This is a genomic window from Crossiella sp. CA-258035 (assembly GCF_030064675.1).
Lineage (GTDB): Bacteria > Actinomycetota > Actinomycetes > Mycobacteriales > Pseudonocardiaceae > Crossiella.
On record NZ_CP116413.1, the window covers coordinates 4,608,707 to 4,621,711 of the forward strand.

Sequence of the window (13,005 nt, forward strand, 5' to 3'; positions counted from 1 at the left end):
CATGTCACCGCGACGCTCAGTGGCCGAGGCGCAGGCCACCAGGGGCCGGATCCTCGGCCGGGCCGCCGAGATCGCCTCCGAGGAGGGGCTGGACGGCATCACCATCGGCCGGCTCGCCGAGGAGCTGGGGATGAGCAAGTCCGGGGTGCACAAGCACTTCGGCACCAAGGAGACGCTGCAGATCTCCACCCTGGACAAGGCTTTCGTGGACTTCTGGCACCGGGTGGTCGAGCCCGCGCTGGCCGAGCAGCCGGGGTTGCGGCGGCTGCGCGCGGTGCTGGCCGGCTCCGTGGACTACCTGGAAGCGCCATTGCTGCCCGGCGGCTGCCTGATGACCGCGGCGCTCACCGAGTACGACGGCCGCCCCGGCCGGGTCCGGGACGCGGTGGCCGAGGTGTGGTCGCGGTGGCGGGAGCAGCTGCGGGCGGACCTGGTCGCGGCGGTGGGGGAGGGCGAGCTGCCCGCCGGGTTCGACGTGGACCAGGCGCTGTTCGAGATCGTCGCCGCCGGGCTGGCGCTGAACGCGGCCATGCAGCTCGAGCACGACCCGGCGGCCGCGGAGCGGGCCCGCCGCGCGATCGAACGGGCCTTGCACCAGTCCTGACCGCACGTCGGTGGCGTCCGGCCATCGGCGCGCTTGTTGACTTTGTCTTATTGATGGTATCAGTGTCGACTGAAATCAATTCTGATAGAACAAAAAGAACCAACCAACGCACGGAAACAGGCAAGTTGAGCAAGCCTTCGCCGGTACGCGGCAGGCAAGCCAGAACGCGTTGGTGCGCAAGGGTTTCCCACGTGCGGGGGAGCCGGTTCCAGCCGGGGAGGGAGTCCGCGGGCCGGCATCGCGGCAAGCCTGGAGCCGGAGGTGGTCGCGGTGGTGGCAGGGAAGTGGTGGCAGCGCTGGCCGGAGTGGGTCGCGGGCGCGGCGGCGGTGTGGGCGGTGGGCTACGCGGGGGTGAACCTGGCACTGGGCGGGCCCGCGGTGGTGCTCTGGCTGACGCCGGTGGCGGTGCTGGTCGCGCTGGCGGCGGTGCGGCCCGCGACGGGCTGGCTGGTGCCGGTGGCGGCCGGGGCGGTGGCAGCGCTGGCGCTGGTCGCCGGGATGTTCACGGTGATCTCGGTGGTGGTGCTGGTGATCAGTGGGATGGTGGCGGACTGGGCTGGACTGCTCCGGCAGGTGCTGGCGCTGGTGGGGGCCGGGTTGTTCGCGGCGGCCGCGGAGTCGAGCAGGCGGCGTGGGCGCGGGTGCTGCGGGCGGTGTGGCCGGGCTCCCGGCGAGCCGGTCCGGCCGAGGTCGGTGCCGGTGGCGGTGCGGCGGACGGCGTACCTCGGCATCGCCGCGTTCGTGCCGTACGTGGTGATGAAAGCGTTGTGGGCTTGGGGTTTCCGGCTGGGTGACAGTGTGCCGCCGGACCTGGTGGGCGCGGGGCGGGGGCTCTACGGGCTGCTGGCGCGGTACGGGCTGGATGCCACCGCGCTGGCGGCGCTGGCCGGCATGGTGCTGTTGCTGGCGCTGGTGCGGCCGTGGGGGGAGCGGGTGCCGAGGTGGCTGCTGCTGGGTCCCGCGTGGCTGGGGGCGTTGCTCGGTCCGTACGGGGTGGTGGGGCTGGGCTGGGGGGCGATGGTGCTGCTGGGCTGGCTGCCGGGGAGCGCGGACGCGCCGGTGTGGGTGGGGCTGGTGGGCGCGGTGGGGTTCGGCGGGTTCGGGATCGCCTCGGGGGTGGCGGCGTGGTCCTATCAGCGCCGGACCCGTCAGCTTTGTTGACGAGGAGAACCCGAACAGCACGAGGGCCGCTGGGTGGCGGCGGCCGGGGCGGGAGGCCCTGGTGTGTGCGGTGGCTCAGCCGGGGGCTGGGCTCAGATGATGACTCCGGGTAGACCGGCGTGGGCTGGTCGTCGTTTGCGGCGGAGCCAGACCTTGCGGGTGCCGTCGGAGAACAGCAGCACCCTGGACAGCTCCCATCCGGCGAACTCGGCGTGGATGGCGAGCTGGGTGGCCGCCGCGCGCCGGGAGACTCCCGGTGGGATGCGCAGCGGCTGGTACTCCCAGTCTCCGTCGGTTACCGCCCCGTCGGTTGCGGCACTCATGGTTGCACCACCTGTACCCCTCCTCCGTCGGCGGAGGCGATGAGCACGCGTCCGCTCTTCGGGTCCACCGCGACCGAGTTGGGCTGGTGCACGGTGGCAAAGCGATACTTCTCCTCCGGCGAGCCGGTGGCCACGTGGTAGCCGACCACCTCGTCGCGTTCGGTGAGGGTGATCCAGGCCAGGTCCCTGGTGCGGTCGTAGGCGATCCCGTAGGGCGCTCCGGGCACGGGGTAGCGCTGGCGCATGATCAGCGGGTTCGTGGAGAAGGCGAGCAGTTCGCCTGCTCGGGTGTCGATGAGCAGGATGCGGCCGAAGCGGTCGGTGACCGCGCGGGTGGCGGCATCGCCTGCGCGCAGGCCGGCGCCGAGCTCGCCGGTGGCGGGGTCGACCTCGATGAGGGCGGTGCGGAGCTCGTCGAGGACGGCGACCTTCTTGCCCGCGGGGAGCACGGCGCTGACGCCGCGGAAGCCCTGGGTGATGGTGCGTTCGAGCTTGCCCTGGGCGTTGAGCACGGCGATGCCCTGGCCGGGTTCGCGCAGGGCGACGATGGTGCGGTCGCCGACCTGGGTGGCCGAGAGCGGGCCGCCGGTGACCTCGAGGGTGTCGACGGTGCCTTCGGGCAGGGTGATGCGGAGGAGTTTTCCGTTGGCGCGCACCGGGGCGAGCAGTTTTCCGTCCACCAGGGACAGTTGGTCGACCGGGCCGGGCAGCGGGACCTCGCGGGGGGTGGCGGCGAGGTTGGCGTCGGGGTAGAGGAGCAGGCGGGCCGGGTCGTTGACGGCGATGGCCACCGTCTGGGTGGTCTCGTCGTGCAGCAGGGCGGTGGCCTTGCCGGGCAGGGGGGTCACGGTGCCGGCGGGGACCGCGCCGCGGTGCGGGGCGGTGGCGGGGGTGGCGGGGACGATCTCGTCCGGTGGCTGCTCGGTGGTGTTGTCCTGGCTGGTGGTGCAGCCGGTGAGCAGGACTGTTCCGGTGAGAAGGGCCGCCATCAGCCGACGCACTCTGGTTCCTCCCGTGTTGGCCGTGGTGGGTTCAGCATCCCGGAAGTTCACGCTCTCGTCACGTTCCGGGTGTGAACAACTCCACGACCTGTAACTCGTAGTAGTTGTTAGGCGAAGTATTACCGTGTTGGCCGTATCCGCCCTGAGTCGCCCCGCCCGGTGAGGAGTCTTCCGATGAACTCGACCAGTTCGCGGGGTTCGTTCGTGCTGGAGGGGCTGCGGGTGGGGGAGCAGGCGCACGGCCACGGGCACCTGGCTGATGGGCGGGAGTTCTCGTTCGTGTTGCGGCGTGGGGTGGCCCGGTTGGTGGTCTACCGGGCGGATGCGCCGTCGGTGCCGGGCCGGGCGGATGTGGAGTGGGTGCAGGAGTCGCCGGTGGAGGGTGTTGATCCGGCGGACCGGCGGGTGGTGGGGGCGTTGTTGCGGTCGATGGTCACGGCAGTGGGCGTTCGGGGTAGCTGAGCTCGATGGCGCTGACGTCGTCGAGGGCGGCGCGGATGGCCGGGGGCAGGGTGAGGTCTTCGGCGGCGAGGATGCCGGCGAGCTGGGCGGTGTCGCGGGCGCCGATGACGGGGGCGACGACCAGGGGGCGGTCGCGGACCCAGGCGAGGGCGACGGCCAGTGGTGAGGTGCCGAGTCCGTCGGCGGCGGTGGCGACGGCTTGCACGATGCGGGCGGTGCGTTCGGTGCGGTGGTGTTCGACGTAGGGGGCGTAGTGCGGGCTGGCGCCGCGGGAGTCGGCTGGGGTGCCGTTGCGGTACTTGCCGGTGAGCACGCCGCGGCCGAGTGGGGCCCAGGGCAGGAGGCCGAGGCCGTGGTGGGTGGCGGCGGGGATGACTTCGCGTTCGACGCCGCGTTCCAGGAGTGAGTACTCGACCTGGGTGGAGATCAGGGGGGCGGGGCTGTGCAGGGCGTGCTGGCGGGCGGCGGCGGTGGCGGTTTGCCAGCCTGAGTAGTTGGAGATGCCGGTGTAGCGGACTTTTCCGCTGGTGACGGCGGTGTCGAGGGCGGCGAGGGTTTCCTCGATGGGGGTGCTGGAGTCCCAGGCGTGGAGTTGCCAGAGGTCGATGTGGTCGGTGTTGAGGCGGCGCAGGGAGTCGTGGAGTGCGGTGAGCAGGGCGCCGCGGGAGGCGCCGCCGCCGAAGGGGCCTTCGGTGCGGCGGGCGACGGCTTTGGTGGCCAGGACGAGGTCGTGGCGGGGGATGGTGTCGCCGAGCAGGCTGCCGAGGATTTCTTCGCTGAGGCCGTCGTTGTAGACGTCGGCGGTGTCGATGAGGGTGCCGCCGGCTTCGAGGAAGGCGAGCAGCAGGTTGGCGGCTTCGTCGGCGTCGGTGTCGCGTCCCCAGGACATGGTGCCGAGTGCCGTGCGGGAGACGCGGAGGCCGCTGCGGCCGAGCTGTCGCTGTTCCACGGCGGTCAACGATAGGTGCTTGGTTAGCCGTTCGTGGGTAGCTGGGGCGTGGCGGCGGGTCACTCGGTCGTGTGACCGGTGTCACGGTCGCCTACCGGGTTTGTTACTAGCGAGTAAGGTTCGGCGGGTGCGACTTGGGCTGAACCTCGGATACTGGGGCGCCGGTAACGACGCCGAGAACCTTGACCTGGCCAAGGAGGCCGATCGACTCGGCTACTCCGTGGTCTGGGCCGCGGAGGCCTACGGCTCCGACGCGCCCACCGTGCTGAGCTGGATCGCGGCGCAGACCGAACGCATCGATGTCGGTTCGGCGGTCTTCCAGATCCCGGCGCGGACCCCGGCGATGGCGGCGATGACCGCGGCGACCCTGGACACGCTCTCCGATGGCCGGTTCCGGCTGGGGCTCGGGGTGTCGGGGCCGCAGGTCTCGGAGGGCTGGCACGGTGTGCGTTTTGACAAGCCGCTGGGCCGCACCAGGGAGTACGTGGAGATCGTGCGCAAGGCGCTGGCGCGTGAGCGGCTGAAGTACGAGGGCCAGCACTACACGCTGCCGCTGCCGGATGGTCCCGGCAAGGCGCTGACGCTGACCGTGCACCCGGCGCGCGAGCACATCCCGATCTACCTGGCCTCCATCGGCCCGAAGAACCTGGAGCTGACCGGCGAGATCGCCGACGGCTGGCTGGGTGTGTTCTTCTCCCCCGAGCACTCCGCGGAGAGCCTGGAGTCCATCCGTCTCGGCCGCGAGCGGGCGGGCAAGACGATGGCGGGCTTCGACGTGGTGCCCACCGTGCCGCTGGTGGTGGGTGAGGACTGGCAGGCGTGCGCGGACAAGGTGCGGCCGTACGCCTCGCTGTACCTGGGCGGGATGGGCAGCAAGCAGAAGAACTTCTACAAGGACCTGGCCACCCGGATGGGCTTCGGCGAGCAGGCCCAGGAGGTGCAGGACAAGTTCCTGGCCAAGGACTACGAGGGCGCGCTGGCGGCGGTGCCGCTGGAGTTCATCGACGCGACCTCGCTGCTGGGGCCCAAGGAGCGGATCACCGAGCGGGTGAAGGCCTTCGCGCAGGCGGGGGTCACCACGCTGACCGTTTCGGCGATGCTGCAAGATCTTGACGAGGCGACGCTGTCCCTTCGCGTCGCGGTCGAAGCCTTGGAAGCAGCTGGAGTGGGGTAAGTGTCGCAACATCTCGCGGTCGCCGACCGAGTCATCGCACGCACTGGCGACCGCGGGATGGTGGTCTAGGCCATGACCTGGCTTGAGGCTCTTGTCCTTGGCGTGGTCCAGGGGCTGACCGAGATGCTGCCGATCTCCAGCTCCGGTCACCTGCGCATCGTCTCCGAGCTGTTCTTCGGCCGGGACGCGGGCGCGAGTTTCACCGCGGTGACCCAGCTGGGCACCGAGGCGGCGGTGCTGATCTATTTCGCCAAGGACATCTTCCGGCTGGTGGGCACCTGGTTCCGCGGGTTCGCCAGCGCGGAGGTGCGGCGGACGCACGACTACAAGCTGGCCTGGTACGTGATCATCGGCACCATCCCGATCAGTGTGCTGGGGCTGCTGTTCAAGGACGAGATCCGCACCAGTGGCCGGAACCTGTGGATCGTGGGCACCACACTGGTGGTGTTCGGGCTGGTGCTGGGTGCGGCTGAGCTGTACGGGCGGCAGCGGCGCAGCGTGGAGCAGATGACGCTCAAGGACGGCATCATCATGGGCTGCGCGCAGGCGATGGCCCTGGTCCCGGGGGTGTCGCGGTCGGGCGGGACGATCACCGCGGGGCTGTTCATCGGGCTGGACCGGGCGGCGGCGACCCGGTATTCGTTCCTGCTGGCCATCCCGGCTGTGGTGGCGGCGGGGGTGTTCTCGCTGCCGGATGTCTTCGAGCGGGGCGGGGCGAACGCGCCGAGCATCGCGCAGATGATCGTGGCCACCGCGGTCGCCTTCGCCATCGGGTACGTGACCATCGCCTGGTTGCTGAAGTACGTGGCCAAGCACAGCGTGTACGTCTTCGTCTGGTACCGGGTCGTGGTGGGCCTGTTCGTGCTGGCGATGCTGTCCTCGGGCTACATGTCGGCGACCTGAGCGTCCGCGCGGCGGGTGCAGGTGGCCAGGCAGCGGCGGTGGCTGTCCTCGACGAGGGCGCGGCAGCGCAGGCGCTGTTCCCGGCACTTGCGGGGGTCGCCGCCGCTGCGCAGGCAGTTGTCCTGGGCGCGGTCGCAGTTGCGCAGGCCGTCCTCCTTCTTGCGGCGGCAGCCGTCGACGCAGGGTCCGGCGGCGGCTTCGGCGCAGGCCGGGGTGGCCGCGGGGGCCGGGGTGGCGGCGGCGGGTGCGGCGAACAGGGCGCTGAGGGTGGCCAGGGCGAGCAGGCCGCGGGCCAGGCGCGTGCTGTGGGACATGGGCTCTGTCGTAACAGCGCGGGCTGGGTGGCGCGCGCGGAACGGGCGGAGGTCACCCGGTCCGTTGACCTTGGCTGCCCGTAAGCTGCCGGGGTGGCGACGCTCATCCTTCTGCGGCATGCACGGTCGGTGGCCAATGGCGCCGGCACCCTGGCCGGCCGGGCCGAGGGGGTCGGGTTGCACGCCGACGGCCAGGTCCAGGCCGAGGCGCTGGTGGAGCGGTTCGCCGGGGTGCCGATCGCCCGGATCGTGTCCTCGCCGTTGCAGCGGTGTGCCGAGACGCTCGCGCCGTTGGCCGCGGCGCGGGAGCTGGTGCCGGTGACCGAGCCTCGTCTGTCCGAAGTGGACTACGGGGACTGGACCGGCAAGGCGATCAAGGATCTGCTGGCCGAGCCGTTGTGGAAGGTGGTGCAGCAGCACCCTTCGGCGGCGGTGTTCCCCAGTGGCGAGGGCCTGGCCGGGGTGTCGGCGCGGGCGGTGGCGGCGGTGCGGGAGCACGATGCGCGGATCAGCGCCGAGCACGGGGCGGAGTCGATCTGGGTGGCGTGCAGCCACGGAGATGTGATCAAGGCGATCCTGGCTGACGCGCTGGGGTCGCACCTGGACTCCTTCCAGCGGATCCTGGTGGATCCGGCTTCGGTGTCGGTGATCCACTACACCGAGCACCGGCCGTATGTGTGGAAGGTCAACGACTCCGGGCCGCTGGCTGGCCTGGTGCGGGCGGAACGGCCGTCGGAGGACGCCACGGTGGGCGGGTCAACCGGCGGGGACACCACCGTCGAGGGCTGAGCCTGCGGGCAGTTCGAGGGTGGCCTGGGCGCCGCCGTCCTCGGCGTTGGCCAGGGTGAGGGTGCCGCCGAGGACCTTGGTCTGGGCCAGTGCGATGGTCAGGCCGAGGCCGTGGCCGCTGCCCCGGTCGCTGGCACCGGTGCGGAAGCGGCTGGGGCCGTCGCGCAGCAGGTCGGGGGCGAAGCCGGGTCCGTGGTCGCGTACCCGCAGGGTGCGGCCGGAGACGGTGACCTCGATCGGCGGTTGTCCGTGGCGGCGGGCGTTGTGCAGCAGGTTGACCAGGATCCGTTCCAGGCGGCGGGGGTCGGTGAGCACGGTTTCGGACTCGCCGCTGACCTCGGCCTCGGGGATGACGGCGGTGACCCGGCGCCGCAGGAAGGTGAGCAGGTCGAGCTCGGTGAGCTCGGCCCGTTCGGTGGCGGTGTCCAGGCGGGCGACTTCCAGGACGTCTTCGACGAGTCCGCGCAGGGCTTTGATCCGGTCGCGCACCATCTCGGCCGGTCGTCCTGGTGGGAGGAGTTCGGCGGCGGTGACCAGGCCGGTGACCGGGGTGCGTAGCTCGTGGGCGATGTCGGCGGTGACGCGCTGTTCGGCGGCCAGGCGTTCCTGGAGGGCGTCGGCCATGGCGTCGACGGCTTGGGCGAGCTCGGCGGTCTCGTCGGCGGGCCGGGTGCCGATGGCGTCGCGGACCCGGACCTCGGTGTCGCCGTCGGCGACCTGGCGGGCCGCGGCGGCGGCCAGGCGCAGCCGGCGGGACAGGCGCGCGCCCAGGACCACGCCGAGCAGGGTGCCGAGCACGACGACCGCGGCGGAGCCGATGAGCAGGACCTGGTCGAGCTGGTCGAGGGCGTCGTCCTTGTCGGCGTAGCTGCTGCGGATGGACAGCACGCGGCCGTCGGTTTCGGCCGCGGCCCAGATCCAGGCCTGGCCGCCGTCGCGGTGCAGGTAGGTGGCGCGGTGGCCGCCGCGGATGGCCTCGCGCAGGTCGCGGGGCAGTTCGGGGGAGTCCAGGTCGGCGCCGAGGGTGGCGGTGCCGGTCATGCCGTACTCGCGCAGGACGAGCTGGACGCGTTCGTCCTGCAGGCGGCGGGCGTCGGTGAGCTGGGAGCGCTCGAACTCGGTGTGCACCAGGATGCTCAGCGCGATCGCGACCAGGGCGCTGACCACGGCGATGACGGCGCTGAGCCGCCAGCGCAGGGTGGCGAGGAACATGGGTTCAGGTCCGGAGTTTGTAGCCGAAGCCGCGGACGGTCTCGATGCGGTCCTGGCCGATCTTGACCCGCAGGCGCTGGACGTGCACGTCGACCACGCGGGAGTCCCCGCCCCACTGGTAGTCCCACACCTGTTCCAGCAGGACGTCGCGGGTCAGGACGCTGCCGGGGGACTCGGCGAAGCAGAGCAGCAGGCGCAGTTCGGTGGGGGTCAGCTCGACCGGCTGGCCGGCCAGGCGGACTTCCAGGCCGTGTTTGTGGATCTCCAGGTCGCCGAAGCGCAGCACGGTGTCCTCGGGCTCGCGTTCGGCGCGGACCATGCGGCGGGCCACCGCGCGGATGCGGGCGACCAGCACGGTGGAGTCGAAGGGCTTGGTCACGTAGTCATCGGCCCCTGCTTCCAGACCGAGGACGACGTCGACGGGGTCGGAGCGGGCCGACATCATGATCACCGGGGTGGGGCCTTCCTCGCGGATCTGGCGGCAGAGGCTCACGCCGTTGAGGCCGGGCAGCATGATGTCGAGCAGGGCCACGTCGGGGCGGTCCTGTCGGTAGGCGGCCAGGCCGGTGAGGCCGTCGGCGGCCACGGTGACGGTGAAGCCGTCGCGTTCCAGGGTCAGCTGGGTGGCCTCGCGGATGACGTCGTCGTCCTCGACCAGCAGCACGTGCAAGCCGCTCACTTGTACTCCTCGAAGACGGTGCCGCTCCAGCGGTAGACGGTGGTCTCCGCGCCGCTGGGGCAGCAGCTGCGGTCGGCCGGTTCGTAGACCGGGTGGCTGAGCACGAAGCCGATGCCGGGTTCGACCTTGATGGCGCCGCCGGGGTCCTCGGAGCCGAAGAGTCGTTTGGCCGGGGTGGTGGTGAGCTCGTAGATGAAGTTGCCCAGCACGCCGCGGGTGGCATAGGGGGCGGCCTGGCTGCCGGAGCAGGCGCGCACCGAGGCGATCAGCTCGGGGTTGCCGTCGCCGGTGAGGTCGTCGAAGCGGACGTCGACCGGGTAGCGGCTGTCCCCGCAGGGTTTGAGCTGGGCTTTGATCTTCTCACCGACCAGCGCATCGGCGCGCAGGACGGCGATGGCATCGGCGCTGGGAGCCTGTCCGCTGCTGGTGGGCGGGCTGGTCGGGGGCGCTTTGACCTGGCTGGCCGGTCCTTCGACCTGCACACCGCCGACGGTGGCGCAGCCGGCCACGGCCAGCACGGCGGCGGTTGCCGCCCAGGCGCCGATCCGTGCTCGCATGCCGCTCATTGTGCCCAGGCCAGCACGGCGCGGCCGCATCGGCACACGGCCTCGAACGGGGTGTTACCTGCCTGGTGGGGGAGTGCCGGGTGGCTGTTACAGAACCGTCGGACAGCCGAGTCAATCCCCGCTTAGCGTCGAGTTCGACCTGCTCAGACAACTTCGGGGAGTTGTGCTCATGCTCCAGCGTCTCGGTCCGTTCCGCTATGTGGCCATCGCCGTGCTCGCGTTGATCGTGGTGGCGTTGCTGCTGAACCGGAACACCGCCGGGACCCCGGAGCCGGTGGCCAGTGACGCGCCACCGAGCACCCCGGACTTCTCGCCGGATCCGGCGTCGCGGCCGGTGCCGGGCGGGGAGCCGGCCAAGGTGGTGCACAAGGTCGACACCCAGGACCGGGTGGTGTTCCTGACCATCGACGACGGCGCCACCCGCCGCCCCGACATGATCGACATCCTGCGGCGCAACGGGGTCAAGGCGACGTTCTTCCTGACCAACTCCTACGTCAAGCAGGACCCCGGCTTCTACAAGAGCCTGCGCGATGCCACCGGCAGCGCGATCGAGAACCACACCGAGAGCCACCCCAACCTCAAGGGCAAGTCCCTTGAGGACCAGCGGGCGGAGATCGGCCCGGTCTCCGAAACCTACGCGCGGGAGTTCGGCGCGCGGCCGACGCTGTTCCGGCCGCCGTTCGGCAACTTCGACGACACCACGCTCAAGGCCGCCGGTGAGGCCGGGATCAAGTGGGTCGTGCACTGGGGCTCGGAGATCATCAACGGCAAGGTGCAGTTCAGCGGGCCGCACGAGTTCCGGCCCGGCTCCATCGTGCTCATGCACTTCCGCACCACCTTCGAGCAGGACGTCCAGGCATTCGTGGACCAGGCCCGCGCGAACAACCTGACCCCCGCTCTGTTGACCGATTACCTGAAATGAGCCCGATGTCCGAGCCCAAAGCCACCAATGCGACCCGCCGGGTGCTCTCCGGCATAGGCAAGACCGGCCTGGTGCTGGTCTCCGTCGCCGCGCTGACCGCCACCGCCGCCGGCTACCTGAGCTACCGGCAGGCCACCGTGGGCCTGGCCACCGACAACGTCATCACCGACGACAAGGGCGACCCGGTGCTGCCCAAGGCCCCGGGCACCGACACCAACATCCTGCTGGTCGGCGTGGACTCCCGCACCGACGCCCAGGGCCGCCCGCTCTCCCGCGAGGTCCTCGACGCCCTGCAGGCCGGGGACGCCAACGGCGAGCAGAACACCGACACCATGATGCTGGTGCACGTCCCGGCCGACCCGGGCAAGAAGGCCTTCGCCGTGTCCCTGCCGCGGGACTCCTATGTGGACATCGCAGGCGGGTTCGGCAAGCACAAGCTCAACTCCGCCTACGCCCGCGCCAAGCTGGCCAAGGCCAAGGAGTTGCGCGGGCAGGGCAAGGATGCCGCGACCGTGGACAAGGAGTCGGTCACCGCGGGCCGGAAGAACCTGATCAGCACCGTCGCCAAGCTCACCGGGCTGACCGTGGACCACTTCGCCGAGATCAACCTCTACGGCTTCAGCGAGATCACCAAGGCCGTCGGCGGCATCCCGGTCTGCCTGAACAAGCCGGTGCGCGATGACTTCTCCGGGGCGAACTTCCCCGCGGGCAGGCAGGTGCTGGAAGGGGTGGACGCGCTGAAGTTCGTCCGCCAGCGCCACGGCCTGCCCGGCGGTGACCTGGACCGGGTGCGCCGTCAGCAGGCGTTCCTGGCCGGGCTGGCCAACCAGGTGCTCTCCGCCGGGACGCTGACCGACCCTGGCAAGGTCAAGGACCTCATCGACGCCCTGACCCGCTCGGTGGTGCTGGACTCCGGCTGGGACCTGCTCGGTTTCGCCCAGCAGGTGCAGGGCCTCTCCGGCGGCAAGATCCAGTTCCACACCATCCCGACCCTGCGCTCCAACCTGGCCACCCCCGGCGACGGCGTCGCGGTCGAGGTCGACCCCGGCAAGGTCCGCTCCTTCATCCAAAGCCTGCTCAACGGTGGCGACGGCACCCCGGCCAACGCCGCGGGCAAGCCCGGCGGCACCCCGGTGGGCCGGGTCAAGCCGGTGTCCAACAACACCGCCCAGCAGCCCATCGACGCCGCCGGGATCCCCTGTGTCAACTGACCGCCACGACCAGGCGGCCGCCGGTGTCCACCCCCCTCACCGGCGGCCGCCCACCTCCTCCCGCCTGCCCTGGTGGGCCGCGGTCCTGCTCGCCCTGACCGCGACCGCGCTCGGTGGCTGGCTCGGCGGGTCGTTGTTCCCGGCCGGGATCGCGCTGGGCTGTGTGGCCGCCGCCCTCGCGGTGGACGCCCGTGGCCTGTTCGCGGTGGCCGTGCAACCGCCACTGGTCACCGCAGCCGTGGTGGCAGGCACCGTCGCGTTGGGGAAACCGCTGCTCAGCGCGTTCTCCGAGCTGGTGTCGGTGTTCCCCTGGCTGGCCGCCACCACGGCTGTGGTGATCGCCATCGTGCTCAGCAGGGTGAACCGGGCTCGGCGCGCCGCCGTAGTCAGGGAAGCCTCGCTCGGCGCAGTGAACCGGCGTGAGACGCGCGTGAAGGCGGGCACGGCCTCCCGGAGCGGGCGGTCGGAATGGTTGCCTCAAGGCCGGAAAGGGGTGAGCGCCGATGAGCCTCAGAGCACGCCACGCCCGTCGTCTGGCCAGTCTGCTGACCGCGCGCACCGGCGCCTACGTGCTGGTGCGCTACGACCGGACCGCCGGCCGCTACCAGGTCCAGTGGAGCGGCGGTCCTGACCGGGAGTCCATGCGCGAGCTGGCCACCGAGTACGCCGAGGAGGTGGCCGAACTCGACGTCGCGGAGCTGGTGTGGCTCCGCAGCAGCGGTTGAGGTTGATCCA

At 71.2% G+C, this 13,005-nt stretch carries 16 protein-coding genes and 1 pseudogene; 10 read left to right on the forward strand and 7 right to left on the reverse strand.

Annotation, left to right across the window (positions count from 1 at the left end):
• The first annotated feature begins 1 nt into the window (after window position 1).
• Complete coding sequence (locus N8J89_RS20895) at window positions 2–604, forward strand: TetR/AcrR family transcriptional regulator (RefSeq protein WP_283658675.1); 603 nt, start codon at window positions 2–4, stop codon at window positions 602–604.
• A 270-nt stretch (window positions 605–874) separates the two neighbouring features.
• Complete coding sequence (locus tag N8J89_RS20900) at window positions 875–1,765, forward strand: hypothetical protein (protein ID WP_283658676.1); 891 nt, start codon at window positions 875–877, stop codon at window positions 1,763–1,765.
• Between the two features lie 92 nt (window positions 1,766–1,857).
• Here N8J89_RS20900 and N8J89_RS20905 read toward each other — a convergent pair whose 3' ends face one another.
• A complete protein-coding gene (locus tag N8J89_RS20905) occupies window positions 1,858–2,088 on the reverse strand; it encodes a DUF5703 family protein (protein WP_252479400.1) in 231 nt (76 codons plus the stop codon).
• Window positions 2,085–3,077: a YncE family protein gene (locus N8J89_RS20910; protein ID WP_283658677.1), complete on the reverse strand. Its 993-nt coding sequence runs from the start codon at window positions 3,075–3,077 to the stop codon at window positions 2,085–2,087. Before N8J89_RS20910 ends, N8J89_RS20905 begins: the two co-directional genes overlap by 4 nt.
• Window positions 3,078–3,263: 186 nt before the next feature.
• On the opposite strand from N8J89_RS20910, the gene N8J89_RS20915 reads away from it, so the two are divergent.
• Complete coding sequence (locus tag N8J89_RS20915; protein WP_283658678.1) at window positions 3,264–3,551, forward strand: hypothetical protein; 288 nt, start codon at window positions 3,264–3,266, stop codon at window positions 3,549–3,551.
• On the opposite strand, the gene N8J89_RS20920 is transcribed toward N8J89_RS20915, so the two are convergent.
• On the reverse strand, window positions 3,523–4,500 hold the full coding sequence (locus N8J89_RS20920; RefSeq protein ID WP_283658679.1) for an aldo/keto reductase: 978 nt from the start codon (window positions 4,498–4,500) through the stop codon (window positions 3,523–3,525). The two genes, N8J89_RS20915 and N8J89_RS20920, sit on opposite strands and share 29 nt — an antisense overlap.
• A gap of 127 nt (window positions 4,501–4,627) precedes the next feature.
• On the opposite strand from N8J89_RS20920, the gene N8J89_RS20925 reads away from it, so the two are divergent.
• Window positions 4,628–5,674, forward strand: a complete 1,047-nt coding sequence (locus tag N8J89_RS20925) for an LLM class F420-dependent oxidoreductase (protein ID WP_283658680.1) — start codon at window positions 4,628–4,630, stop codon at window positions 5,672–5,674.
• A 72-nt stretch (window positions 5,675–5,746) separates the two neighbouring features.
• A complete protein-coding gene (locus N8J89_RS20930) occupies window positions 5,747–6,577 on the forward strand; it encodes an undecaprenyl-diphosphate phosphatase (RefSeq protein WP_252479405.1) in 831 nt (276 codons plus the stop codon).
• Here the strand turns inward: N8J89_RS20930 and N8J89_RS20935 are convergent.
• Entirely contained in the window at window positions 6,559–6,891 is a 333-nt protein-coding gene (locus tag N8J89_RS20935; protein WP_283658681.1) for a hypothetical protein, read from the reverse strand. The genes N8J89_RS20930 and N8J89_RS20935 overlap by 19 nt on opposite strands.
• Window positions 6,892–6,984: 93 nt before the next feature.
• Here N8J89_RS20935 and N8J89_RS20940 point away from each other — a divergent pair, with 93 nt between their 5' ends.
• Window positions 6,985–7,680 carry a histidine phosphatase family protein gene (locus N8J89_RS20940; protein ID WP_283658682.1) on the forward strand — a complete coding sequence of 232 codons (696 nt, stop codon included), beginning with the start codon at window positions 6,985–6,987 and terminating at the stop codon, window positions 7,678–7,680.
• On the opposite strand, the gene N8J89_RS20945 is transcribed toward N8J89_RS20940, so the two are convergent.
• From N8J89_RS20945 to N8J89_RS20955, 3 genes are read right to left on the reverse strand one after another with little or no spacing between them, the layout of a single operon-like run.
• Window positions 7,648–8,892 carry a sensor histidine kinase gene (locus N8J89_RS20945; protein WP_283658683.1) on the reverse strand — a complete coding sequence of 415 codons (1,245 nt, stop codon included), beginning with the start codon at window positions 8,890–8,892 and terminating at the stop codon, window positions 7,648–7,650. The genes N8J89_RS20940 and N8J89_RS20945 overlap by 33 nt on opposite strands.
• A 4-nt stretch (window positions 8,893–8,896) precedes the next feature.
• Entirely contained in the window at window positions 8,897–9,571 is a 675-nt protein-coding gene (cseB, locus tag N8J89_RS20950; protein WP_283658684.1) for a two-component system response regulator CseB, read from the reverse strand.
• Entirely contained in the window at window positions 9,568–10,128 is a 561-nt protein-coding gene (locus tag N8J89_RS20955) for a hypothetical protein (RefSeq protein ID WP_283658685.1), read from the reverse strand. Before N8J89_RS20955 ends, cseB begins: the two co-directional genes overlap by 4 nt.
• A gap of 178 nt (window positions 10,129–10,306) precedes the next feature.
• Between N8J89_RS20955 and N8J89_RS20960 the strand changes: the two genes are divergently transcribed.
• The 4 genes and pseudogenes from N8J89_RS20960 to N8J89_RS20975 all read left to right on the forward strand — a co-directional run bounded on the left by N8J89_RS20960 (window position 10,307) and on the right by N8J89_RS20975 (window position 12,995).
• The gene (locus N8J89_RS20960) at window positions 10,307–11,059 is read left to right on the forward strand and encodes a polysaccharide deacetylase family protein (RefSeq protein ID WP_283658686.1); all 753 of its coding nucleotides are present in this window, start codon (window positions 10,307–10,309) and stop codon (window positions 11,057–11,059) included.
• 5 nt (window positions 11,060–11,064) lie between these two features.
• Entirely contained in the window at window positions 11,065–12,270 is a 1,206-nt protein-coding gene (locus N8J89_RS20965; protein ID WP_349497397.1) for an LCP family protein, read from the forward strand.
• Window positions 12,260–12,586 (forward strand): annotated as a pseudogene (locus tag N8J89_RS41960) (DUF6542 domain-containing protein); the annotation flags it as partial. The gene N8J89_RS20965 and the pseudogene N8J89_RS41960, both read left to right, overlap by 11 nt.
• Window positions 12,587–12,773: 187 nt before the next feature.
• Window positions 12,774–12,995 (forward strand): hypothetical protein, encoded by a 222-nt coding sequence (locus N8J89_RS20975; RefSeq protein ID WP_283658688.1) that lies wholly within the window; start codon window positions 12,774–12,776, stop codon window positions 12,993–12,995.
• The last annotated feature ends 10 nt before the right edge of the window (window positions 12,996–13,005 follow it).

Excerpts from the sequence above, each read along its gene's own strand:
- N8J89_RS20895 (WP_283658675.1), top strand. The coding sequence starts at position 2 with ATGTCACCGCGACGCTCAGTGGCCGAGGCGCAGGCCACCAGGGGCCGG.
- N8J89_RS20905 (WP_252479400.1), bottom strand. The coding sequence starts at position 2,088 with ATGAGTGCCGCAACCGACGGGGCGGTAACCGACGGAGACTGGGAGTAC.
- N8J89_RS20910 (WP_283658677.1), bottom strand. The coding sequence starts at position 3,077 with ATGGCGGCCCTTCTCACCGGAACAGTCCTGCTCACCGGCTGCACCACC.
- N8J89_RS20915 (WP_283658678.1), top strand. The coding sequence starts at position 3,264 with ATGAACTCGACCAGTTCGCGGGGTTCGTTCGTGCTGGAGGGGCTGCGG.
- N8J89_RS20930 (WP_252479405.1), top strand. The coding sequence starts at position 5,747 with ATGACCTGGCTTGAGGCTCTTGTCCTTGGCGTGGTCCAGGGGCTGACC.
- N8J89_RS20935 (WP_283658681.1), bottom strand. The coding sequence starts at position 6,891 with ATGTCCCACAGCACGCGCCTGGCCCGCGGCCTGCTCGCCCTGGCCACC.
- N8J89_RS20945 (WP_283658683.1), bottom strand. The coding sequence starts at position 8,892 with ATGTTCCTCGCCACCCTGCGCTGGCGGCTCAGCGCCGTCATCGCCGTG.
- N8J89_RS20955 (WP_283658685.1), bottom strand. The coding sequence starts at position 10,128 with ATGCGAGCACGGATCGGCGCCTGGGCGGCAACCGCCGCCGTGCTGGCC.
- N8J89_RS20960 (WP_283658686.1), top strand. The coding sequence starts at position 10,307 with ATGCTCCAGCGTCTCGGTCCGTTCCGCTATGTGGCCATCGCCGTGCTC.
- N8J89_RS20965 (WP_349497397.1), top strand. The coding sequence starts at position 11,065 with ATGTCCGAGCCCAAAGCCACCAATGCGACCCGCCGGGTGCTCTCCGGC.
- N8J89_RS20975 (WP_283658688.1), top strand. The coding sequence starts at position 12,774 with ATGAGCCTCAGAGCACGCCACGCCCGTCGTCTGGCCAGTCTGCTGACC.